Here is a 22,082-nt window from a genome sequence, read left to right as displayed (position 1 = left end):
CACGTAAATTGCTGCCTATCGCCCTGAAAAACCTGCAAAAATCGTAGCTTTGCCATGCCTCAATCTTGCTGGATTTGGGGCGGTGCGATGTGCTAGCTTGCCGCAGGGTTCTCAAAATGCCGGCCGGAGCTATCGGGACTGTCAGCTCGGCCTGCAATCTCTAAGAAAATGGAGAGGGCGTTGAAGCATAAGTACTCGATTGGCGAGATCGTCTATTTCACGGCCAGCAACGTGGCTCGCCCGGCGGCGAGCGGCACCTATGAGGTGATCCGTCTGCTGCCGACCGATGGTGACGACTGCCAGTACCGCATCAAGAGCTCGACTGAAGCTTTCGAACGGGTGGCCAAGGAGAGTCAGCTCGCGCTGTCCTGATCAGTTGTGCGCAAGCCGGAGGCTGGAGCGGGTTTCGCGCCGCCGCCGTCAAAAGGCCCTGTTCGCAGACCCATTGTGCTGAAGGTTGGACGTCGGGGTGGCGGCGTTCGCCGCCGCCGATTGTGCTTACGCTGCGTTGAGGGACATCGCGCATGAACTGGGCTTCCTCGCTGGATCAGATCTGGCGCTCACCGACCTTCCCGATGTGGCTGACCCTGGCCGCGGCGGGGTTCTTTGGGATCGTCGTTCTGGTCACGCTGCTGCGCGCGGAAAAATCCGTCGCCAATGGCGCGCTGACCGTCATTACGCTGCTGTCGATCGCGGTTGCGGTCGCCGCGACGATCCGAGGCTTCGGGCCGGGCGGGCAGGCGGCGCCGGCCGAGACACGGACCGCGCAATTGACCGGCCAGACGGTGCCGGCGCTGGCCTGCATCGACGATCTCGCCGGCGATGCCGTCCTCAATGCCTGCGAGAAGGTGCTGTTCGGCTCATCGGATACCGCGGCCGCGGCGGTCAGCTATGCCGCGGCGCAGGTCTCGCGGCTGACCGCGCTCGGCGACCTCGCGACCGCGGAGCGCAATTCGACCACCGAGCTGCAGGCGCTGCGCCGCGCCATCGAGCACGATCGCTACGGCCTGGTCGCCTACGCGCTGATGGCGCGCGACCACTGCACGCCGACCGCATGCCCCGCGTTCCGTTCGCTCGGCGACAATCATCAGATCATCGCCAACATGAACGAGCGGACCTACGAGAACCTGGTCACGCGCTATGCGGGATCCTGGAATGCGCCGGCCGCTGCCCAGGCGTCGGCCGCCGGTCTGGTCGCCGCACTGCCGCCGTCGATGCCCACGGGCAGGCCGACCAATGCGGAGTTTCCGAGCGCGGCGTCGACGCCGCCGGTCAGTATCATGACGCCGGAACCGGCGAAGCCCGCAGCGGCCGCGCCGCCGCCGGCCGCCCGCGCCGCGGCCACGCCTGCTGCCGCCCCGAAGCGGCCGACCGCGGCGAAGCGGCCGGTGCAGATTGCGCCGGCTGCTGCGCCCGCGGCGGCACCGCCGCCGGCCGCGGCGAGTGCGCCGGCGGCCGCGAGCCAGGACTGAGCGGAGGCCGAGCCGGCCCGAGCGTGCTGACGGCGGCTTGAGCCGTCATCACGGCCTCGTTTCGTGCGCGTAAATCCCGCTATCCACTGCCGTGGACAGCGCTCCCTTTTCAAAGCCCGCGCCGGCCGCTACATCCGGCGCATGCCGCTTCATCTCATCAAGCTCGCCGTCGGTTGCGACTCCGTCAAGGAACTCAAGGGCTGGGTCGCCGAGCGGATGGCGACCGCGAAGAAAAAGGGCCTGCCGCTCCGCCATATCCACATCACGCGGATGACGCCGAAGCGCGAGGAGGAGCTCCTCGCCGGCGGTTCGTTGTACTGGGTGATCCGCGGCGAGATCGCCGCGCGCGAGAAGATCATCGCGATCGAGCCGTTCCGCGACAAGGACGGCATCGGGCGCTGCCGCATCGTGATGCAGCCCAAGGTGATCGCGGTGTCGCCGCGGCCGACGCGGCCGTTCCAGGGCTGGCGCTATCTGACCGCGGATTCCGCGCCGACCGATCTCACCAGATCGAGCGCCGCCAGCGTGGCGTCGATGCCCGAACCGATGCGCCGCGAGCTGCGCGACCTCGGATTGCTGTAAGCAATCGGGATTGCTCTGAGCAATCGGATTGCTCTGCGCGATTACTGGGTCACGAGATGCAGCCGGCCCCATTCTGAGGCCGGAATCTCGACATAGCGGCCGCCGCCGGCGTTGCTGACGGCGACGTCGAGCAGCTCGTGGTCGATCCCCATCTCGCCGAGATAGCGCCGGAACTGGTCGGTGAAGATCGAGGTCAGGCTCTCGCGATGCTCGGCCGAGACGTTGGGTGCCAGCCGGTTGTGGATCTCCATGCCGCTCAGCACCACGTGGCTGCCCGCCGGCAGGCTGCGATGCACGCCGCCCGACAGCATCAGCACGCAGGCGAAATCGCAGGCGATGCCGGACAGCTTCTCCTTCGCATCCAGCGGGCCGCCGGGCCGCTTCAGCGCGAAGCACTCCTCCTCGGACTTTCCGGCGCAGGCCTCGACCTCGGTCGCCGCGACCACCGCATCGATGCCGCGATCGCGCAGGATGCGGCCGAGGCTGGCCGCGACATTGAGGTTGGAATTCCCTTTGACGTTGATCACCACCGGCAGCTTGCGGCCGTTCTGGCGGTCGAGGATCGCCAGCAGGCGCTTGTAGGTGTCCCACTGCACCGAGCCTTCGGCGGCGATCCAGTCCGAACAGCCCGGCCCGCAGGCATCGGGCGCGCCATGCGCGACATAGAAGATCATCGCGCCGGGTACCGAATTGACGCCGCCGACCGGCGGCCGGGTCTGCGCCTGCGAAAGGCCTGCGGCCAATAGCGCGATGCCGAGACCAATGCCTTGCCTGAAAGTCCCGCTCATTCCGACCGCCCGTGAAACGCGCGATCATCCCCGCGTCGCGCGCGTGGCGCAAGCAGGAGACGGCCGCGCAGATGAGGCCGGGCCCTCATTACAGGCTCGCAGCCTGTTTGCGCGTGAACCGCCTCACACTTTTGCCGATCCGGATTTCAGACCGCGATGTTGTCGATCAGACGGGTGCTGCCGAGCCTGGCCGCCACCAGCATCCGCATCGGGCCGTCCTTCAGCGAGCCGATCGGCGCCAGCGAGGCGGCGTGGCGGACCTCGAGATAATCCAGCACGAAGCCGGCCTTGGCGATCTCGGCGGCGCCGTCGGCCATGACGGTTGCGGTGTTCTCGCCGGCGCGCAGGCGGCCTGCCGCTTGCTTCATCACCCGGTTGAGCGCGGGGGCGGCGCGCCGTTCCTCGGCCGAGAGGTAGACGTTGCGCGACGACATCGCGAGGCCGTCGCGTTCACGCACCGTCTTGGATCCGACCACCTTGACGCCGAGGTCGAGATCGGCGGCCATCTGGGTGACCACCCGGAGCTGCTGAAAATCCTTCTCGCCGAAGATCGCGACATCGGGCCGGACCTGCGTGAACAGCTTGCCGACCACGGTGGCGACGCCGCCGAAGAAATGCGGCCGGAAGCGATCCTCCAGTCCCGCGGTGGCCGGTCCCTCCGGCACGATCCGTGTGGCGAAGCCATCCGGATACATCGCCTTCACCTCGGGGTGCCAGATCAGGTCGACGCCTTCGGCTGCGAGCTTGGCGAGGTCTTGCTTCCAGGTGCGCGGATACGATCCGAAATCTTCCGTCGGCGCGAACTGCGTCGGGTTGACGAAGATCGAGACCACGACCCGCTTGGCGCGGCGCTTGGCGAGCCGCACCAGCGACACATGGCCGTCATGGAGCGCACCCATGGTTGGGACCAGCGCGACAGTCGCCTTCTTGGCGCGCAGGGCGTCGACGGCGCGACGAAGGGCAGGGACGGTACGGACGACGGTGGGATTTCTCGGCATCTGGTCTCGACTCGTGGGGCAACCGGGGTGGGATGTTCGGCGTTCGGCAGGCGGCGGACCTTACCAAGTCCGATCCGCTATCGGCAAACCGCCGCGCAAGCATTACCCGATCTCGCATCCGCATGGATCGCAGGCGGCGTGCCGCCGATCGACGCAGCAGGCGTGCGCGTTCGATTCATCATTAAGGACGCCTGCAATTGATTTCCTCTCGCAGTGATGCATTTCACTTGACCGCAGGCGTGCTCGATTTGAAGATCATCGCCGGGGATTGAATCATGTTGGTGCAGGCTAGTCAGGGTCAGTCCGGCTCCGCACATGTCGTTGTGCTGGGAAACGAGAAGGGTGGTTCGGGCAAGTCGACCACCGCCCTGCATATCGCCGTCGCGCTCTTGAAGGCCGGACAGCGCGTCGCCAGCATCGATCTCGACTGCCGCCAGCAAAGCTTCACCCGCTACATCAGCAATCGCCAGGCCTGGGCGCGGCGCAGCGGGATCGACCTCGAGCTGCCGGCGCATCACTGCATCAAATACGGCGAGACGATGCAAATCGAGGACAACGAGAACACCGAATTCGAGCAGTTCATGGCAGCGGTGAGCGCGGTGGAACGTGCCTATGATTTCATCGTGATCGATACCCCGGGGTCCGACAGCTACCTGATGCGGCTCGCGCATTCGATGGCCGACACGCTGGTGACGCCGATCAACGACAGCTTCCTCGATTTCGACGTGCTGGGCACCGTCGACCCCGCCACCTACGCGGTGACCGGCGAGAGCCACTACGCCGAGATGGTGCGCGACACCAGGCGCAAGCGCCGCCAGATCGACGGCGCCTCGACCGACTGGATCGTGGTGCGCAACCGGCTGTCGATGCTCGGCTCGCGCAACAAGCAGTTGGTCGCCGACGGTCTCAAGCAGCTGTCGCTGCGGCTCGGGTTCCGTTCGGTCGACGGCTTTGCCGAGCGGGTGGTCTATCGCGAGTTCTTCCCGCGCGGGCTGACCGCGCTCGACGACATTGACGAGGCGACGCTCGGCACCCGCCCGAGCCTCGGCCACGTCACCGCGCGCGAGGAGGTGATGAGCCTGCTGCGCCAGCTCAAGCTGCCGCTCGACGAGCGCGGCCGCCGCCGGGCCGCCAACCGGGCCGAATGGTTCAGCCAGGTCGACAAGCCGCTGGAACTCGACGACATCATCGGCAGCTAGCCCAGCCGTTGAGCTGCGGGCCGGAGAGGCAATGGAACGTCGTCAGTCTATTTCACGCCATCGGCGGCGCTGACCTCGCGGAAGCGAAGCTCAAGGCCGCGGACCATATGTCTACGGATACCTGTGGTGGCTCGGCGGCTCCCAATCCAATGGGCGCGCAGTCCGGTGGACCGGGCGTCCAGCAGATGACGATCGTCACTTCCGCGCGCTGCGGAAGCACGGTATTCTTGCGGGGTTTCCGGTCATTTCATTGCCAATTTGCCGGAACAATGCTGCCCAAATCCGGTTTCCTCCGTGCCGCCGTCGCGCGAATGCGCTGGTTGGCCCAGAGGTATTATCGTGCCACAGTGCTATCTTCATAGAAGCGATTGCACAAAGGTTGTGTGCACCGCACAATGAACGTGCTGCGAAGTCCCAACATTTGGACTTCCTGTCACGGTGCTGTGACATATATCCTGACAAGGAGGCCGAAGAGTCTCCGGCCAAGAATAGCCCTGAAAAGGCGGGCACCTCGAGGACGTCATGAAGCGTGGAATTCTCGTTCTGCTTTCTCTCTCCGTGGTGATCACGGCGGCGTATTTCACCGCGAGCAAGTGGGCTATCCGTCACGAAACTCTCATGTTCAAGGATCCGACGCGCGATGAGCGGCCGGTCGCAGTCGACGTTGCCGTGCGCTTCGACAAGGAGATGCAGGCCGACGCCGGCATGATCACGCTGCCGGTTGCGATCCTCAATCATGGCAATACCGTCAAATTCACCGAATATTCCTTCCTCGCGAACGTGTTCGCGGCGCGCGGCTATCTGGCGATCAGCATTCAGAACGACCTGCCGTCGGACGGACCGATGGTGACCAAGGTCGGCGAGATCTACGTCGGCCGGCTGCCGCAGTATCAGCGCGGCATCACCAACATCAAATTCGCGATCGAGGAGATGAAGAAGCGTCAGCCGAACGCGGACTACAGCAAGCTGACGATGGTCGGCCATTCCAATGGCGGCGACATCGCGATGTATTTCGCCAAACAGTATCCGGACGAGATCAAGAAGGTCGTGACGCTGGACAATCTGCGCGTGCCGTTCATGACCGACGGCAAGTTCAAGATCCTGTCCTTCCGTTCGCATGACTCGCAGTTCAAGCCCGATCCCGGCGTGGTGCCGGACGAGGAGCAGTGCGAGAAGGCCGGCATCACCGTCGTGAACACCAACTTCCAGCACAACGACATGCGTGACACCGGGCCCGAGAAGGCCAAGGACTCGATCCAGGCCATGCTCGATAAATTCCTGGCCGACACCGACAGCGCGGTTGCGCCGGTCGACACGAGGAATGCGCCGCCGAAGATCCTGGAGCCTGGTCCGGTCTCGCTCTACGTGCCGGTCGAGAAGCCGCAGTCCTTCACCGACAAGGTCAAGAAGTCGCTCTCGCTGACCAAGACCGAGACCAAGAAGGATCCGTCGGTCACCAACTGACGGGCGGCCCGTGGCGCGGGCCGTCCGGCCACGTTGACCAATCCGATATGGCGGCCCACATAGTGTTTGCTGTACGAGGCAAGCGCTGATGGCCGCCAAGACGATCAAACCGACATCCGGAAACGATGTGCGCCCGGCCAATGCGCCGGGCGTGGCGACATCGAGCGCCAACGACATCGCCGCCTTCGTGGCGAAGGCGCGGGCGATGTCGCCGCATCGCGCCGGCGCACGCGGCCGATTGGTGTTCGCGCTCGACGCCACGATGAGCCGGCAGCCGACCTGGGACATGGCGTGCACGCTGCAGGCTGACATGTTCCGCGAGGCCGGCGCGCTCGGCAGCCTCGACATCCGCCTCGTCTACTACCGCGGCTTTCATGAGTGCCGTGCCACCGGCTGGATCTCCGACAGCGCGCAGCTCGCGCGGCTGATGAGCAAGATCGATTGCCAGGGCGGCAATACCCAGATCGGCAAGGTGCTGACGGAGACGCGCCGCGAGGCGGTCGCCTCGGGCGTGCGCGCCCTGGTGTTCGTGGGCGACGCGATGGAGGAGAACGCCGACGAGCTCTGCGCCAAGGCCGGCGAGCTTGGTTTGCTCAAGGTGCCGGTCTTCATGTTCCAGGAAGGCGCGGACGCGACCGCCGAGCAGGCCTTTCGCGAGATCGCGCGGCTGACCGGCGGCGCATGGTGCAGGTTCGATCCCGGTGCGGCCGCGCAGCTCCGCGAATTGCTGCGCGCCGCCGCAGCCTATGCCGCCGGCGGCCGTGAGGCGCTGCTGCAACTGGCCAAGACCGCGAACGGCGCGGCGAAGCTGATCGGCCAGATGAAATAGCCCTGCGTCATCGGAGACCGCGGTGACGCGGCAGCGGTTCACGCGCCGGTGAGACGAAGCTTCGCATGCTTTTTGCCGCCGGGCCGCTTATATTCCGCGCATGCCAACCCTGATCGCCGGCGTCGTCGCCGTTGTCGTCCTTTATTCCGCGCTGCAGATGTTTCGTGCGGCCAATCCCGCCGTGCTTGCGCGTGCGATCAAGATCGGCGGCGGGGTGCTCGCGTTGGCCGTCGCGGCCTTCACCGGCGTGCGGGGCGAGCTCGCGGTGGCGATCCCGCTCGGCATTTTCGGCGCCGGACTGCTCGGCTGGTCGCCGTTCGGGACATCAGGCTTTCCCAATTTCGGCGGCATGTTCGGCGGGACGCGCAGACCCGGACAAAGCTCGCGGGTGCGCTCGCAATATCTCGATATGAGCCTCGATCACGGCAGCGGCGTGCTCACGGGCCAGATCGTGGCCGGACCGCAGGCCGGCCGCATGCTCGACGAATTCGACCTCGCGCAGCTGCTGGCGATGGTCCCGAGCTTCGATGCCGAAAGCGTCGCGTTACTTGAAAGCTATCTGGACCGCCGTTTTCCCGCCTGGCGTCAGGACGCACAGGGAAACCGGGCAGGGGGGCACGGCCGCGCGGCGCCGAGTGGCAAAATGACCGATGAGGAGGCCTATCAGATCCTTGGCCTGCAGCCGGGCGCGTCGCGTGACGACATCGGCCGGGCTCACCGTACCCTGATGAAGAAACTCCATCCCGACCAGGGGGGCTCGACGTACCTCGCGGCCCGTGTGAACGAGGCCAAGGATACTCTGCTTCGCACGCATCTCTAACTCCGACGCTACCAACGCCACAGCCGAGAGCTGCCTTCCGTCTCTGATCGATGCCCCGTCTGGCCCGCCGCTGTCCGGCGTGGCCGATCGTTGTTTCGGGAAAACTTAACCGTAAAATCTTGACGAGAAGTTTTCATAACGGCGCCGCGCGCATCGGGAGGGCATTTGTGCCGGCCATGCAACGCAGCCGGCAAAGCAAAAGGGCCGGCGCTTGCGGCGCCGGCCCTTGGTATGCCTTGGGATCTCTTCTGATCTCCCGGGATCCCTTGGGATCAAGTGATGCTGTCGATCAGTTGCGCACGGTGATGCAGGAGATCTCGGCGCGCTTCAGCGTCTTGCAGGCCGCTTCGGCCTGATCGCGCTCCAGACCGGCAAAGCGCGCCCGGTAGAGCTTGCGATTGTCCTTGGCGACGACTTCGGTGAACGGATCGGCCCTGCTGAGCAGGCCGCGGGCCGAGCTGCGCGCGAGATCGATGCGCTTGTTGGCTTCGCCTTCGGACTCCAGCGCGCCGACCTGGATGATCCAGCCGGTATGCGCGGCGGCCGGCTTGACGGCGCTGCTCTGCGGAGCCGCTTGCAGGCTGCGGGTGGCGGGCTCGATCGATGCCACCGCCTGCGGCGCCGCCTGCGCGGCGGGTGCCTGGACGGAAGCGGCCGGCAGCACGCCGAGGATGCCGTTGCCGGTGCCGAAATTGGCCGGCTGCGGCGGCATCTCGGGCCGCGAGGTCTCGGCGGCGCGGGCCATCATCGCATTGGAGGTCTCGGGAATCTCGCCGCGCGACGGGATCGTGCTGGTGATCGGCGGCGCCGACTGCGCCGGGCCCGCGGCAGCGAGCCTGACCTGGCCGGCTTTGACCTGCACGGTCTTCACCTTGACCGGCTTCATCGGTTCAGCCGAGCCGGGGATTGCGGCGAGCTGCTGGGTCTGGATCACGCCGGAGGTCAGCGGCGCCGGTTCGGGCTTGGCCTGCGGCTCCGGCTTGGCCGGGAGCGGCGGCAGGGCGGCGGCTGCGGCGGCCATCAGCGACGGCTTGCTGGCCGGACGCGGCGCCGGCATGGGAGTCGGGGCGGGTTCGGAGGCTGCGACCGGCGTGGTCTCCGCCGCGGCGCGCGCATCGTCCGCATCGGCAACCTCGACATTGGCGTCGGCCGGGTTGCGCTCGGTGATGGCGGCGGCCGTGCGGGTGGTCGCGCCCTTGCCGATGTTCTCGGCGAGCAGGTTGCGCATGATGGCGTCGCGCGAGCCGCCGCTGCGGCCGCCGAGCACCACGCCGACCAGGAAGCGATTGCCGCGGTGGATCGAGGTCACGAGGTTGAAGCCGGAGGCGCGGGTGTAGCCGGTCTTGATGCCGTCGACGCCCTCGACGCTGCCGAGCAGCCGATTGTGCCCGGTGATGGTGTGGCCGCGGAAATTGAACGCCGTCGTCGAAAAGTAGCGATAGTAGCGCGGGAAGCGATCCTGGATGGCGCGGCCGAGCGTCGCCTGATCGCGCGCGGTCGTGATCTGCTCGTCATTGGGCAGGCCGGAGGCATTGCGGTAGGTGGTCCGGCTCATGCCGAGCGCACGGGCCTTGCGGGTCATCATCCGGGCGAAATCGTCTTCGCTGCCGCCGACCGCCTCGGCGATCACGACGGCGGCGTCATTGGCGGAGCGGGTGACGAGGCCCTTGATCGCGTCCTCGACGCGGATGGTCTGGCCGGGCCGCAAGCCGAGCTTGGTCGGGTCCTGTTCGGAGGCGTGCTCGGACACCGGCATCTCGGTATCGAGCTTCATCTTCCCGGACTCGAGGCGCTCGAACAGCAGATAGAGCGTCATGATCTTGGTGAGCGAGGCGGGGTGCCGCAGGCCGTCGGGGCTGTTTGACGTCAGCACCGAGCCGGTGTTGCCGTCGACCACGATCGATGCGAATTGCGGGCTGTAGCTCTCGCGCGCGGCCTCGCTCTGATGGTGCCGCACAGTGTGGCGCCGGTGGCGGCGCGCCTCGGCGCTGTCACTGGTGATCAGGATCGCCGTCGTGACGGTCACGAGCCCAAGAACGCCAACTCGCAGCGCCCGCGAGGAAGCCAAGGTTGTTCGAAGCATCTACTTCCCCGTCCCAATTTCTATCTAGATCACTGGCTCGTTGGGCGAAATTGTGCCCGGCGGCCATCGATCCTTGCCTGCGCAACAGACCACGTCGGACAGAACCCTCGGCCCTGGTGGCGGCTCAGGTCGCTCTTCTAGCTAAGGTGTTGTTCACAAACAGCTTTCAAGGCTGCTTGTCGGAAGGCGAACAAAGTCCGGGAATCAGGTTAGGCGGCCCGAGTTTCCAAAAGATTAAGCAACCGTTGCGTAGTCCCCCGGGGTTTATTGCAAATGCCCAGGATTCGGGCAAATACCGTTGTGCGACGCACAATATTTATTGACTTTATTGTGCGATGCGATATTTCAATCGTTGTCAGGGGGCCGGGAAGCTTCCCGGCAATGGGAATTTGCGCCTTCAAGTCTGGGAAAAGGAATTCCATCCATGGTCAAGATCGAAGACATTCAGAACTACGGCAAAGAGCATTTCGAGTCGGTCACGGCGTCTGCGAACAACCTGCAGAGCGGCGTCCAGGCGATCGCCACCGCCTATGGCGACTACGCCAAGAAGTCCTTCGAGGACACCAAGTCGTTCGTCGAGAAGCTGTCGGGCGTGAAGTCGCTGGACAAGGCGCTCGAGGCACAGACCGAGTACCTGCGCTCGTCCTACGAGACCTTCGTGTCGGAATCGCAGAAGATCGCCGGTCTCTACAGCGACTGCGCCAAGCAGACCTTCAAGCCCTATGAGGGCCTGGTCTCCAAGTTCGCGCCGGCTCAGTAAGCGCCGCCGACCAAGACAAACGAAAAGCCCGGCCATTGCGGCCGGGCTTTTTTGTTGTGCCGGGTTTATATGCCAGGCGCGGACGCTACTTCGCCAGCCGCAGCTTGCTGAGCGCGGTGCCGATCGTGTTGAACGTCGTCACGATTTGGCTCGAGCTGGTCAGCATGAAGAATTTGTCGGGGCTGCTGGCGCAATTCTTCAGCACAGTCGAGGTCGGGTCGGCGGGCGTGCTCGTGTTCACCTGGATCGTGTAGATGGTGAACATCGGTGCACCGTTGGCATCCCTCGCGTTCTGCAGATTCTGGCACTGCAGCGCCTGCCGGGCATCGATCGGATTGCCTGAGGCCTGCGAGCTGCCGTCGCCATAGTTGGGCCAGCGGTCCTCGGTGTTCAGACCGTCGGACAGCAGGATGATGACCCGGTTGTAGGTCGTGTTGGAGTCTTCCGCCGGCGTGTTCAGCGGACCGCCCACCAGAAGGGACTGCCAGGCCCACGCCAGGCCGACCGATTGGTCGGTGCCGCCGGTCGGCTGCATGGCGTTGACGGCGGTCTTCAGCGCGCTCCAGTTGTAGGTCAGGGGAATGATCGGCTCGAGCTGCGGCGAGGCGTTGTCGGCGCAATAGGCCGAGTTGTTCTCGTAATACTGGTTGGCCGGGAACAGCGTCGTGACGTCGGACGATGTCGGCAGCACGCCGGTCGCATCATTGGGCTGGGTGCGGTCCGTGATACAGCCCGTCCAGGTGGTGATCGGATTGGTCGACGCCGCCCGCCAGTCGTTCTGGACGGTGGGGGTCTGGTTGGTCGAGGTCCATTTGTTGTTGGTCCATCCGACGACGGCGCTGACCCGGGGCTGGCCCGGATTGTCGGCGGTATCGTTGGGGCCGGGCTGCGTCCAGTTGTGGGTATAGATGAGGCCGGTGCATGATTTGCCCGTGCCGGTACCGCTGCAACTGCAGCCGGAGACATTGTTGTAGTTGGCGTCGAGCGGACAGGCGCAGGACGACGACCCGGAGCAGAACGTCTGCGCGGTCGTGCCGACCTGGGTGCTGACCCAGCAGCCATTGTACATGGTGTGCGTATTGTAATCGACACTCGGGCAGATATAGCCGCTGTAGGTGCCGCTCGATGGAATCGTGTTGGTGCTGTAGTTGTTCGGCGATCGTCCGGCGCCGTTGGTGGGACCGGTCGTGCAGTAGAAGCCGCCGCTGCTGTTGGACCACGGACACTGCGCGCCGGGCCCGACCGCATGCCAGTTCATCGGCAGGCTCGCCGCCATCGAGCTCGGGATGGCAGGTTGCGCGGTCGGTGGGTTCAGCCAGTCGGTCCAGTCGATATAGCTCTGGCTATAGTTGCTGGCGCTGAGGTTGACGACCTTGGCGAACGGAATGACGGAGATATAGACGTCGCCGTTGGTCTTGCTCAGCGCGCTGAGCTGGTCGATCAGGCCGCCGGATCCGGCCACCGCGTTCCGCAGCGCGGTAATCTTGCCGTTCTGGCTCATCGACCCCGTGTTATCGAGGGCGAGGGCGACGCGCATCTTGACGTTGCCCCAGGTGGTGGTCGACGAGCTGCTGAAGTTCAGCGTCGGAAACCCGGCAAGCTGCATGAAATCGGATTTGATGTAGCCGGTTCCGCCGAGCAGGATGGTCGCCGCCGCGCTCGAGGTCGGGGTCGTGTAGGTCGCCGAGACGGAGATGCCCTGGCCGTCCTTGTTGGTATAGAGGGCGCTGAAATAGCTCTGCGCCTTGCTCGGGATTTGCGCGGCCGTGATGTTGCCCATGGTCAGGTCCTTGGACAGCATCAGCGCAGCCGAATCGAGCGCCGACTGCATCGCGGTGCGGGCGTTGTTGGCGCGGGTATAGTCGATCGCGGCGCCAATGAAGGCGAAAATCGGCAGAATGGCGAGGGTGAAGATGACGGCGACATTGCCGTCCTTTGCCCGGGCAAAACGGCGGGCAGCCGCGCGGCCGCGGTCGAAAATGGCTGAGCCCAGCATGATACTCTCATCGAAATTACTGATGGCGCCATCATCTCTACGCGCGCGGCTAAACAGTTGGTGAATCGGGCCGGGGAAACCCGGCAGGAGGCCCGGCACACGATGAAAAGCAGGGCAAAAGCGCGCGCTATCCTGAATGCCCGCTAAATTGGATGCCCGACTCCTTTGTCAAATCGGGCAGAAATGATTAACCTTCCAGAAGTTGCTGCGCCGGGAATCGAACCGGTGGGCCGCGGCCGGTCTGCGCTTGCGGCAGGGCCTCCTGAGGCCCATATTCGGAGGGTCGATCCGGCCGCCGGATCGAACCGGGAGCGGCAATCTGGAAAGCATTGCTGGGGTTCCGCGATCAGTCTTGCGGCCGTCGCGACCACCTTCCAATCGCCAACCGGTTTCCCGCCGGCCCCCCTTGGGGAATTCGAACGCCTGAGCCATGTTGCGATCCACGTTGACAGCCCTGATCTCCGAGCCGGTTTCGTCCATGCCGGCGGTGCCAGCCATGCCGGCGCCGACAATGAGCAATGACGACAACCGCACCGGGGCGGGGAGCGGCCCGTCGACCTCGGTCATCACCAAGGTCAAGCCGAAGACCAAGCGGCCGAATCTTTACCGTGTCCTGATCCTGAACGACGACTACACGCCGATGGAATTCGTCGTGCACGTGCTGGAGCGGTTCTTCAACAAGGACGCCGAGGCGGCGACCAAGATCATGCTGCACGTTCACCATCACGGGATCGGTGAGTGCGGCGTTTTTACCTATGAGATCGCCGAGACCAAGGTGACGCAAGTCATGGATTTCGCGCGCAAGCATCAGCATCCACTGCAATGTGTGATGGAAAAGAAGTAGTTCGCGGGAACGATTGACTGCGCCGCGGCGCGGAACGGGTCTTGCATCGCGTTTTGATGGTGGCGAACGGCGTTCCCGTATGAACACGGAACGCGGTGGTGCGACGTCCGGACGCCCGGAATTTAGAAGAAAACCATCACCGCGGGACCGGTCTTTCGCCACGATCCGTCGTAACTATATCAATGGCGATCACGAAGGTTGTTATTGCCTGACCCGGTAATGGCGATCATGATGGCCGGGGGCCATAGAGGACGCGAATGCCAACTTTTTCTCAAAGCCTTGAACAATCGCTGCACCGTGCCTTGGCGATCGCGAACGAGCGTCACCATCAGTATGCGACGCTCGAACATCTGCTGCTGTCACTGATCGACGACTCGGATGCGGCGGCGGTGATGCGGGCCTGCAGCGTCGATCTCGACAAGCTCAGGACCAGCCTCGTCAATTATCTCGAAACCGAATTCGAAAACCTGGTGACGGACGGCGCCGACGACGCGAAGCCGACCGCCGGGTTCCAGCGCGTGATCCAGCGCGCGGTGATTCACGTCCAGTCGTCCGGTCGCGAGGAAGTGACCGGCGCCAACGTCCTGATCGCGATCTTCGCCGAGCGCGAGAGCCATGCCGCGTATTTCCTGCAGGAGCAGGACATGACGCGCTACGACGCGGTGAACTACATCAGCCACGGCATCGCCAAGCGGCCGGGCGTCTCCGAGGCGCGGCCGGTGCGCGGCGTCGACGAGGAAACCGAGACCAAGGGCAACGAGGACGCCAAGAAGAAGGGCGAGGCGCTCGAGACCTATTGCGTCAACCTCAACAAGAAGGCGCGTGACGGCAAGATCGATCCGGTGATCGGCCGCAATGCCGAGATCAACCGTGCGATCCAGGTGCTGTGCCGCCGCCAGAAGAACAACCCGCTGTTCGTCGGCGAAGCCGGCGTCGGCAAGACCGCGATCGCCGAAGGCCTCGCCAAGCGCATCGTCGACAGCGATGTGCCGGAAGTGCTGGCAGCCGCGACCGTGTTCTCGCTCGACATGGGCACGCTGCTCGCCGGCACCCGCTACCGCGGCGATTTCGAGGAACGGCTGAAGCAGGTCCTGAAGGAGCTGGAGGCGCATCCGAACGCGATCCTGTTCATCGACGAGATCCACACCGTGATCGGCGCCGGCGCCACCTCGGGCGGCGCGATGGATGCATCCAATCTGCTCAAGCCCGCGCTGGCCTCGGGCACGATCCGCTGCATGGGCTCGACCACCTACAAGGAATACCGTCAGCACTTCGAGAAGGACCGCGCGCTGGTGCGGCGCTTCCAGAAGATCGACGTCAACGAGCCGACGGTGGAAGACGCGATCGCGATCCTCAAAGGCCTCAAGCCCTATTTCGAGGATTACCATCGGCTGAAATACACCAATGAGGCGATCGAGGCGGCGGTGCAGCTGTCGTCGCGCTACATCCACGACCGCAAGCTGCCCGACAAGGCGATCGACGTGATCGACGAGTCCGGCGCGGCGCAGATGCTGGTCGCCGAGAGCAAGCGCAAGAAGACGATCGGCATCAAGGAGATCGAGACCACGATCGCGACCATGGCGCGGATCCCGCCGAAGAGCGTGTCGAAGGACGACGCCGAGGTACTCAAGCATCTCGAGCAGACCCTGAAGCGCACGGTGTTCGGCCAGGACAAGGCGATCGAGTCGCTGTCGGCGTCGATCAAGCTGGCGCGTGCCGGCCTGCGCGAGCCGGAGAAGCCGATCGGCTGCTACCTGTTCTCGGGTCCCACCGGCGTCGGCAAGACCGAGGTGGCGAAGCAACTGGCGGCGACGCTTGGCGTCGAGCTGTTGCGCTTCGACATGTCCGAATACATGGAGCGGCACACCGTGTCGCGCCTGATCGGCGCGCCTCCCGGCTATGTCGGCTTCGACCAGGGCGGCCTGCTCACCGATGGCGTGGACCAGCACCCGCATTGCGTGGTGCTGCTCGACGAGATCGAGAAGGCGCATCCGGACCTGTACAACGTGCTGCTGCAGATCATGGATCACGGCCGGCTCACCGACCACAACGGAAAGCAGGTCAACTTCCGCAACGTGATCCTGATCATGACCACGAATGCGGGCGCGGCCGACCTCGCACGGCAGGCCTTCGGCTTCACCCGCTCGAAGCGGGAAGGCGACGACCACGAGGCGATCAACCGGCAGTTCGCGCCGGAGTTCCGCAACCGTCTGGACGCCATCGTCTCGTTCGCGCACCTCAATGCCGACGTCATCGGCATGGTGGTCGAGAAGTTCGTGCTGCAGCTCGAGGCGCAGCTCGCCGACCGCGACGTCACGATCGAGCTGTCCGAGCCCGCCAAGGCCTGGCTGATCGAGCACGGCTATGACGAGCAGATGGGCGCGCGCCCGATGGCGCGCATCATCCAGGAGCACATCAAGAAGCCGCTCGCGGATGAGGTGCTGTTCGGCCAGCTCAAGGGCGGCGGCCACGTCCGCGTCATCCTGACGAAGGACGAGGCGACCGCCAAGGACAAGATCGGCTTCGAATATGTCGAGGGCCCGGTCACGCCGAAGCCCGAGAACCTGCCGCCGCGCAAGCGCAAGCCGCCGAAGGGTGGCCCGAACAATGGCGGCGGAGGCGGCACCAAGGGCCCGGTCTCCAAGGGGCCGATGGTCAAGGTCTGAGGCGCGAGCCAAGCGATCAGCTGACAAGCAATCAAACGAAAAGGCCGGCTGCACAGCCGGCCTTTTTGTTTGCGGTGATGCCGAGCGTCGCCGCGCGGCATCACTCACCCTTGAGCCGCTGGCCCTCATGGACCCGCACCTGGTCGGCGCCGCGGCTGCCGGCGGAGGACAGCCGCAGCGTGCTGAGCACGGCGCCTGCGAGCGCACAGCCGACGCCGACCATCAGAGAGATCCGCGTGCCGTCGGCCGGATAGCGCGCCAACAGCATCGCCACCAGGGCGGCGCCGATGGTCTGGCCGAGCAGGCGCGCGGTGCCCAGCATGCCGCTGGCGCCGCCGGAGCGCTCGCGCGGCGCGGCGGCGATCATGGTGCGGTTGTTCGGGGTCTGGAACAGGCCGAAGCCGGCGCCGGCAAGCGCCATGCGCCAGATCACGTCGATCGGCGCGGCGTTGGCCGGCATCAGCGCCAACGAACCCAGACCGGTCGCGAAAATCAGCAGGCCGATGCCGCCGAGCAGGCCGGCCGGGTAGCGCTCGACCAGCCAGCCGGCGAGCGGGGCGGCGAACGCGACCGCGATCGGCCACGGCGTGATCAACAGCCCGATCTGCACCGCAGAATATCCGAAATGATTTTCCAGATAGAACGGCATCGCGACGAAGGCCAGCATCTGGCCGCAGAACGAGGCGATCGAGGTGCCGATCGAGAGCGCGAAGATCGGAATCCGCAACAGATCGACCGGCAGCAGCGGCGAGGGCAGATGCTGCTGGCGCCGGTACAGCAGATGCGAGGCGACCGCAGCGACCGCGAACTCCAATGCGCAGAGATACAGCGCCTCACCATGGCCGGCGCTGTCGATCGCGCTGATGCCGAAGCCGAACGCGATCGCGCTCATCGCGGCGCTCTGCCAGTCGAAGGCGTGCACGGCGGGCCTGGTGTGCGGCAGGAAGCGCCAGCCCAAGGCCAGCGTCACAAGGCCGAGCGGGACATTGATGGCGAAGAGGTAGGGCCAAGTCCCGACCGCCAGGATGAACGAGGCGATGGTCGGGCCGACCGCGGCCGAGACCGCAACCACCAGCGCGTTGACGCCGATGCCGCGGCCGAGCAGGGAGCCCGGATAGATGAAGCGGACCAGCGCGGTGTTGACGCTGAGGATTCCGGCGGCGCCGAACCCTTGCAGGATGCGGGCGACAGTGAGCAGCGGCAGCGTATGCGACAGCGCGCAGAACAGCGAGGCCAGCATGAACAGCAGCAGCCCGGCAAGATAGACGCGGCGATAGCCGATGATCTCGCCGAGCGAGGCCAGCGGCAGCAGCGAGATCGTGATCGCCAGCTGATAGCCGTTGACGATCCAGATCGCAAACGCGGGGCTGGCATCGAGATCCCGGGCAATGGTCGGCAGCGCGACGTTGGCGATCGAGCCGTCGACGACGGCCATCACGAGGCCGAGTGCGATCGTGAGAATGGCCCAATTGCGCTGCGGTTGCGGCAGCCCATCGGGATGCTCAGGGATCGCGGACGACATGTCGTGGAGTGGCTCTCGGTTCCGGCGTGGCGGGCTTACCGGATGCTGGATTGGCCGTGCCTTTGCAACCCCGAATGCCGGATGCCGGCCGCGATCAAACCGAGGGCGGGCGCGGTGCGGCGGCTCAGCCTCGATGTCAGCCTCGATCGTTAGCCTTGGCCGAGCAGTTCCTTGATGCGCTGCTGCAGCTGCCGCTTCTTGATCTCGCTGCGGCGGACCCGCTCGTCGAGATCGCTAACCGGCGTGTCCGAGGTCATGATCCGGAAGGCGAGGCCGACCTTGTTGGCCTGGCGCCAGATCAGGCGGGCCAGGAACGAGCGGCCCTTGCGGGCGATACTCAGATTCATCTCGTCGGGCAGGCGCGCGGCATCACCGAATTCAACGCAGGCGCCGCCTTCGCTGATATTGCGGACGACGCAATCCATCGTCGAGCCGCGCTCATTGATCTCCGCAACCGCACCGTAAAACACCTTGTCGCGAACGCTCTGGCGCCGGTCCTGCATGGGAAATCCTCCTTAAATCAACGGCAGGACTGTACCGCTCGGCATTAGCGAAAAGAAGGGTGCCGCAAAAACCGTTGCAGTTAGTGTAAATTGTTTGCATCCGTGAAGGCCTGGATTCCCGGCTATTTTGCGCCGCAAAGCACACCCGAAGGGCCTCTGGAACCGGATTCTTCCTTTGACGCGTTTTCTTAACGCGAGCCGGTATCCGCCTCGCTCGACAACGCTTTAGTTCGGCAGCCGGCTGTGTCGCCAGTCGCGCGGCGACAGGCCGTAATGCTCGCGGAACACGCGGCCGAAATGCGAGAGATCGTTAAAGCCCCAGGCGAATGCGATCTCGCCGATATGGCGATGCGCGTGCGCCGGCGAGGCGAGGTCGCGCTTGCAGCGCTCCAGCCGCTGCGCCAGCACGAAGCGCTGGAACGAGGTGTCCTCGTCGGCCAAGAGGCTGTTGACATAGCGCGGCGAGATGCCGAGCGCGGCAGCGGTCCCGGCGAGTCCGAGCTCGGGGTTCGGCAGGTGCGCCAGCACATGCGCCTTCAGCCGGTAGAGCAGCGCGGAGCGATGGGTCGAGGCCGGCAGCGCCGCGCCGCCGAGCCGCTCGCTCATCGCCATCGCGAGCAGGTCGGCGGCCTGATCGGCGAGGCGGATCGCGTTGTCAGGATCGAGCCGGTCGGCGGTCTCCGAAAGCCCCGTCACGAACTGCCAGGCGAGCCGCTGCACCGGACCATCCGACGCGAACGTGGTTGCCGTGAGGCCCTGGGTGCCGGCAAAGCGCCGGTGCAGCATCGCCCGCGGCACCTGGAAGATGGTCTGCGTGAAATCGTCGTTGAAGCGCAGCTCGTAGGGCCTAGTGGTGTCGTAGAACGCGAACTCGCCAGGCTGGATCACGGTCTCGCGGCCGTCCTGCAGCACGGCGCCGGCGCCGCGCTGGCCAAGCGCGAACAGGACAAAATCCTCGCTGGTGCGCGCAATCCGCGACGGCGTGCGCAGCACCCGCTGCCGGCTCGACGACACGACCGAGCATTTCACCGCGCCGAGTTGCGCGCTGGTGATGGCGCCGTGGAAGGCGCTGCCGAGATCGGACTTGCAGTCGAGCTGCACGAACACGTCGCAGACGATGTCCCGCCAGAGCGCGAGGCGCCGATGGGTGGGCGCGTTGTCCGTGGTGAACAGGGCCGGCATGATTTCCTCCCTTCACGAGTGCAAACGCTGGCCACGCAAGCAAAGCAAGCTTCGTACCGGGGACGGCCGGGGGAATCTCCTCCGCAGTCGAATTTTCCTTCCGTCCTGGTCGAACGGCGTCCCCGATCCCGAGGCAGCATGATGTCAGAAGCGGCTTGCCGATCAAGACCGAACCGGCCGGAGCGGCCGGTCATGAGGAGGACATCATGGGCATCGAACATCCGAAATATCGCGTTGCGGTGGTGCAGGCGGCACCTGCCTGGCTCGATCTCGACGCCTCCATCGCCAAGAGCATTGCGTTGATCGAGGAGGCGGCCGCCAAGGGGGCGAAACTGATCGCGTTCCCCGAGGCGTTCATCCCCGGCTATCCCTGGTACATCTGGCTGGATTCGCCGGCCTGGGCGATCGGGCGCGGCTTCGTGCAGCGCTATTTCGATAATTCGCTGAGCTATGACAGTCCGCAGGCCGAGAAGCTGCGGCTCGCAGTGAAGAAGGCCGGCATCACCGCGGTGCTCGGCCTGTCCGAGCGCGACGGCGGCAGCCTCTATCTGGCGCAATGGCTGATCGGACCCGACGGCGAGACGATTGCAAAACGGCGCAAGCTGCGGCCGACCCATGCCGAGCGCACCGTCTATGGCGAGGGCGACGGCAGCGACCTTGCGGTGCATGACCGCCCCGGCATCGGCCGGCTCGGCGCGCTGTGCTGCTGGGAGCATCTACAGCCGTTGTCGAAATACGCCATGTATGCCCAGAACGAGCAGGTCCATGTCGCGGCCTGGCCGAGCTTCTCGCTGTACGATCCGTTCGCGCCGGCGCTCGGCTGGGAGGTCAACAACGCGGCCTCGCGGGTCTATGCGGTCGAAGGCTCGTGCTTCGTGCTGGCGCCATGCGCCACGGTCTCGCAGGCGATGGTCGACGAGATGTGCGACCGCGACGACAAGCATGCGCTGCTGCATGTCGGCGGCGGCCACGCCGCGATCTACGGGCCGGACGGCAGCTCGATCGCCGAGAAGCTGCCGCCCGATCAGGAAGGCCTGCTGGTCGCCGATATCGATCTCGGCGCGATCGGGATCGCCAAGAATGCCGCCGATCCGGCCGGGCATTATTCGCGGCCCGACGTCACGCGCCTGCTCTTGAACAAGAAGCCCTCCAAGCGCGTCGAGCATTTCGCGCTGCCGCTCGACAGTCTTGAGGAGATCGACGCGGCCGCGAACTGACCGACATCCAACCGGAGGCGACTGCCATGGAATCCGCAATTCCATCCCATTTGCAGACGGCGCGCTCCCGTCATCGTCGCGTGCCCGACGATTACGCGCCGCCATATCCGTCCTTCGTCGCGCGCCACAAGCCCGCGGTCGCAGGCATCATCATGGCCTATTTCGGCGTGCAGTTTCGCGGTGAGCCGACCGCCGCGGCGGCCGAGGCGCTGGCGCAGATCGCAAAGCGCTTCGCCGGCGAGAGCGGCCCGACCCATTGGGACCGCGCGCACTATGTCGACCAGGCCGGCTTCACCAATGTCGTCTCGGTTGCTTATTGGGACGATACCGGGCGTTTCGACGCCTGGTTCGAGGACGCGCGCAAGGCCTGGACCGGCGGCAGCGCCCGCGATGGCGTCGGCCGTTTCGTCGAGGTGCTGCGGCCGCATGTTGCGCGCTACGAGACGCTGTTCTCGTCGCTCGGCCGCCCGGAGGGCGTCGCCGTTCTTGCCGACGCCATGAGCGGCGAGGTGCAGGAGCACGCCTATTGGGGCGGCATGCGCGACCGCATCCCGTTGTCGCAGACCGACGCGATGACGCCCGGCGGCGAGCCGCGCCTGATCCGCGACGGCGCGCGGATCCGCGTCGTGGCGCATGACAATCTGTGCCTGATCCGCTCCGGCCAGGACTGGAGCGACACCGAAGCATCCGAACGCAAGATGTATCTCGACGATGTCGAGCCGGTGTTGCGCGAGGGCATGGATTTCCTGCGCGACGAGGGCGTGCCGATCGGCTGCTACGCCAACCGCTATATGCGCGTCGTCGATGCAGAGGGACGACTGACGGAAAAATCCTACGGTCAGAGCTGGTGGAAGAGCCTCGCGGCACTGGAGCGCTGGGCGGAATCACACCCGACCCATGTCAGGATATTCGGCGCGGCGATGAAGTATCTGTCGACCTTGGGACCGAGTGCAAAGCTCAGATTGTATCACGAGGTCACGGTCGCTGCCGCCGACGAGCAGTTCTTCGAATATCTCGGCTGCCACGACCGGACGGGGATGCTGGGCGCCGTGCAGTGAGCATAAGCATTTTGCATCCGCTGTCGTCCCCCGGCTCGACCAGGGGACCCGGTACGCTGCGGCGTCTCGATCGAAAGCGGCTGTCTCTGGAATACTGGA

General features: G+C 65.3%; 20 protein-coding genes. 12 read left to right on the top strand and 8 right to left on the bottom strand.

Annotated elements, in window-relative coordinates; all coding sequences use genetic code 11:
- Nucleotides 1–168 precede the first annotated feature (168 nt).
- From ACVMB0_RS29220 to ACVMB0_RS29210, 3 genes are all read left to right on the top strand, one after another.
- The gene (locus tag ACVMB0_RS29220) at nucleotides 169–372 is read left to right on the top strand and encodes a hypothetical protein (RefSeq protein ID WP_092114848.1); all 204 of its coding nucleotides are present in this window, start codon (nucleotides 169–171) and stop codon (nucleotides 370–372) included.
- A gap of 152 nt (nucleotides 373–524) precedes the next feature.
- Entirely contained in the window at nucleotides 525–1,472 is a 948-nt protein-coding gene (locus ACVMB0_RS29215) for a hypothetical protein (protein ID WP_456754322.1), read from the top strand.
- 141 nt (nucleotides 1,473–1,613) lie between these two features.
- On the top strand, nucleotides 1,614–2,054 hold the full coding sequence (locus ACVMB0_RS29210; RefSeq protein ID WP_456797942.1) for a DUF1489 family protein: 441 nt from the start codon (nucleotides 1,614–1,616) through the stop codon (nucleotides 2,052–2,054).
- 41 nt (nucleotides 2,055–2,095) lie between these two features.
- Here the strand turns inward: ACVMB0_RS29210 and ACVMB0_RS29205 are convergent, their stop codons facing one another.
- Nucleotides 2,096–2,842: a hypothetical protein gene (locus ACVMB0_RS29205; protein ID WP_456754323.1), complete on the bottom strand. Its 747-nt coding sequence runs from the start codon at nucleotides 2,840–2,842 to the stop codon at nucleotides 2,096–2,098.
- A gap of 146 nt (nucleotides 2,843–2,988) precedes the next feature.
- Nucleotides 2,989–3,840, bottom strand: a complete 852-nt coding sequence (gene panC, locus ACVMB0_RS29200) for a pantoate--beta-alanine ligase (protein ID WP_456754324.1) — start codon at nucleotides 3,838–3,840, stop codon at nucleotides 2,989–2,991.
- A gap of 275 nt (nucleotides 3,841–4,115) precedes the next feature.
- On the opposite strand from panC, the gene ACVMB0_RS29195 reads away from it, so the two are divergent.
- The 4 genes from ACVMB0_RS29195 to ACVMB0_RS29180 all read left to right on the top strand — a co-directional run bounded on the left by ACVMB0_RS29195 (nucleotide 4,116) and on the right by ACVMB0_RS29180 (nucleotide 8,152).
- Nucleotides 4,116–5,039: a division plane positioning ATPase MipZ gene (locus tag ACVMB0_RS29195; RefSeq protein ID WP_456754325.1), complete on the top strand. Its 924-nt coding sequence runs from the start codon at nucleotides 4,116–4,118 to the stop codon at nucleotides 5,037–5,039.
- Between the two features lie 522 nt (nucleotides 5,040–5,561).
- Nucleotides 5,562–6,503: an alpha/beta fold hydrolase gene (locus tag ACVMB0_RS29190; RefSeq protein WP_456754326.1), complete on the top strand. Its 942-nt coding sequence runs from the start codon at nucleotides 5,562–5,564 to the stop codon at nucleotides 6,501–6,503.
- An 88-nt stretch (nucleotides 6,504–6,591) separates the two neighbouring features.
- Nucleotides 6,592–7,332, top strand: a complete 741-nt coding sequence (locus ACVMB0_RS29185) for a VWA domain-containing protein (RefSeq protein ID WP_461348457.1) — start codon at nucleotides 6,592–6,594, stop codon at nucleotides 7,330–7,332.
- A 100-nt stretch (nucleotides 7,333–7,432) separates the two neighbouring features.
- Nucleotides 7,433–8,152: a DnaJ domain-containing protein gene (locus tag ACVMB0_RS29180; RefSeq protein ID WP_461348456.1), complete on the top strand. Its 720-nt coding sequence runs from the start codon at nucleotides 7,433–7,435 to the stop codon at nucleotides 8,150–8,152.
- A 289-nt stretch (nucleotides 8,153–8,441) separates the two neighbouring features.
- Here the strand turns inward: ACVMB0_RS29180 and ACVMB0_RS29175 are convergent, their stop codons facing one another.
- Nucleotides 8,442–10,235, bottom strand: coding sequence for a serine hydrolase (locus ACVMB0_RS29175; RefSeq protein ID WP_461348455.1), 1,794 nt, complete (start codon nucleotides 10,233–10,235; stop codon nucleotides 8,442–8,444).
- A gap of 424 nt (nucleotides 10,236–10,659) precedes the next feature.
- Between ACVMB0_RS29175 and ACVMB0_RS29170 the strand changes: the two genes are divergently transcribed.
- Nucleotides 10,660–10,995, top strand: a complete 336-nt coding sequence (locus tag ACVMB0_RS29170) for a phasin family protein (protein ID WP_074129073.1) — start codon at nucleotides 10,660–10,662, stop codon at nucleotides 10,993–10,995.
- 85 nt (nucleotides 10,996–11,080) lie between these two features.
- On the opposite strand, the gene ACVMB0_RS29165 is transcribed toward ACVMB0_RS29170, so the two are convergent.
- Entirely contained in the window at nucleotides 11,081–12,991 is a 1,911-nt protein-coding gene (locus tag ACVMB0_RS29165) for a TadE/TadG family type IV pilus assembly protein (protein ID WP_456754330.1), read from the bottom strand.
- Between the two features lie 168 nt (nucleotides 12,992–13,159).
- On the bottom strand, nucleotides 13,160–13,489 hold the full coding sequence (locus tag ACVMB0_RS29160) for a hypothetical protein (RefSeq protein WP_456754331.1): 330 nt from the start codon (nucleotides 13,487–13,489) through the stop codon (nucleotides 13,160–13,162).
- A 13-nt stretch (nucleotides 13,490–13,502) separates the two neighbouring features.
- Here ACVMB0_RS29160 and clpS point away from each other — a divergent pair, with 13 nt between their 5' ends.
- Nucleotides 13,503–13,835 carry an ATP-dependent Clp protease adapter ClpS gene (gene clpS, locus ACVMB0_RS29155; protein ID WP_456754332.1) on the top strand — a complete coding sequence of 111 codons (333 nt, stop codon included), beginning with the start codon at nucleotides 13,503–13,505 and terminating at the stop codon, nucleotides 13,833–13,835.
- A gap of 257 nt (nucleotides 13,836–14,092) precedes the next feature.
- A complete protein-coding gene (gene clpA / locus ACVMB0_RS29150; RefSeq protein ID WP_456797945.1) occupies nucleotides 14,093–16,501 on the top strand; it encodes an ATP-dependent Clp protease ATP-binding subunit ClpA in 2,409 nt (802 codons plus the stop codon).
- 100 nt (nucleotides 16,502–16,601) lie between these two features.
- On the opposite strand, the gene ACVMB0_RS29145 is transcribed toward clpA, so the two are convergent.
- From ACVMB0_RS29145 to ACVMB0_RS29135, 3 genes are all read right to left on the bottom strand, one after another.
- Complete coding sequence (locus ACVMB0_RS29145; RefSeq protein WP_461348454.1) at nucleotides 16,602–18,023, bottom strand: MFS transporter; 1,422 nt, start codon at nucleotides 18,021–18,023, stop codon at nucleotides 16,602–16,604.
- 149 nt (nucleotides 18,024–18,172) lie between these two features.
- Nucleotides 18,173–18,526, bottom strand: a complete 354-nt coding sequence (locus ACVMB0_RS29140) for a PilZ domain-containing protein (RefSeq protein ID WP_461348453.1) — start codon at nucleotides 18,524–18,526, stop codon at nucleotides 18,173–18,175.
- Nucleotides 18,527–18,751: 225 nt separating this feature from the next.
- Nucleotides 18,752–19,708: an AraC-like ligand-binding domain-containing protein gene (locus ACVMB0_RS29135; protein WP_461348452.1), complete on the bottom strand. Its 957-nt coding sequence runs from the start codon at nucleotides 19,706–19,708 to the stop codon at nucleotides 18,752–18,754.
- A 206-nt stretch (nucleotides 19,709–19,914) separates the two neighbouring features.
- Between ACVMB0_RS29135 and ACVMB0_RS29130 the strand changes: the two genes are divergently transcribed.
- Nucleotides 19,915–20,925: a carbon-nitrogen hydrolase family protein gene (locus ACVMB0_RS29130; RefSeq protein ID WP_461348451.1), complete on the top strand. Its 1,011-nt coding sequence runs from the start codon at nucleotides 19,915–19,917 to the stop codon at nucleotides 20,923–20,925.
- Between the two features lie 26 nt (nucleotides 20,926–20,951).
- Entirely contained in the window at nucleotides 20,952–21,983 is a 1,032-nt protein-coding gene (locus ACVMB0_RS29125; protein ID WP_461348450.1) for a phenylacetaldoxime dehydratase family protein, read from the top strand.
- Nucleotides 21,984–22,082: the final 99 nt, after the last annotated feature.

This window comes from Bradyrhizobium sp. USDA 4451 (genome assembly GCF_054822585.1).
The sequence above is the reverse complement of the archived record's forward strand: the minus strand, read 5'-3'. Positions and strand labels throughout refer to the sequence as shown.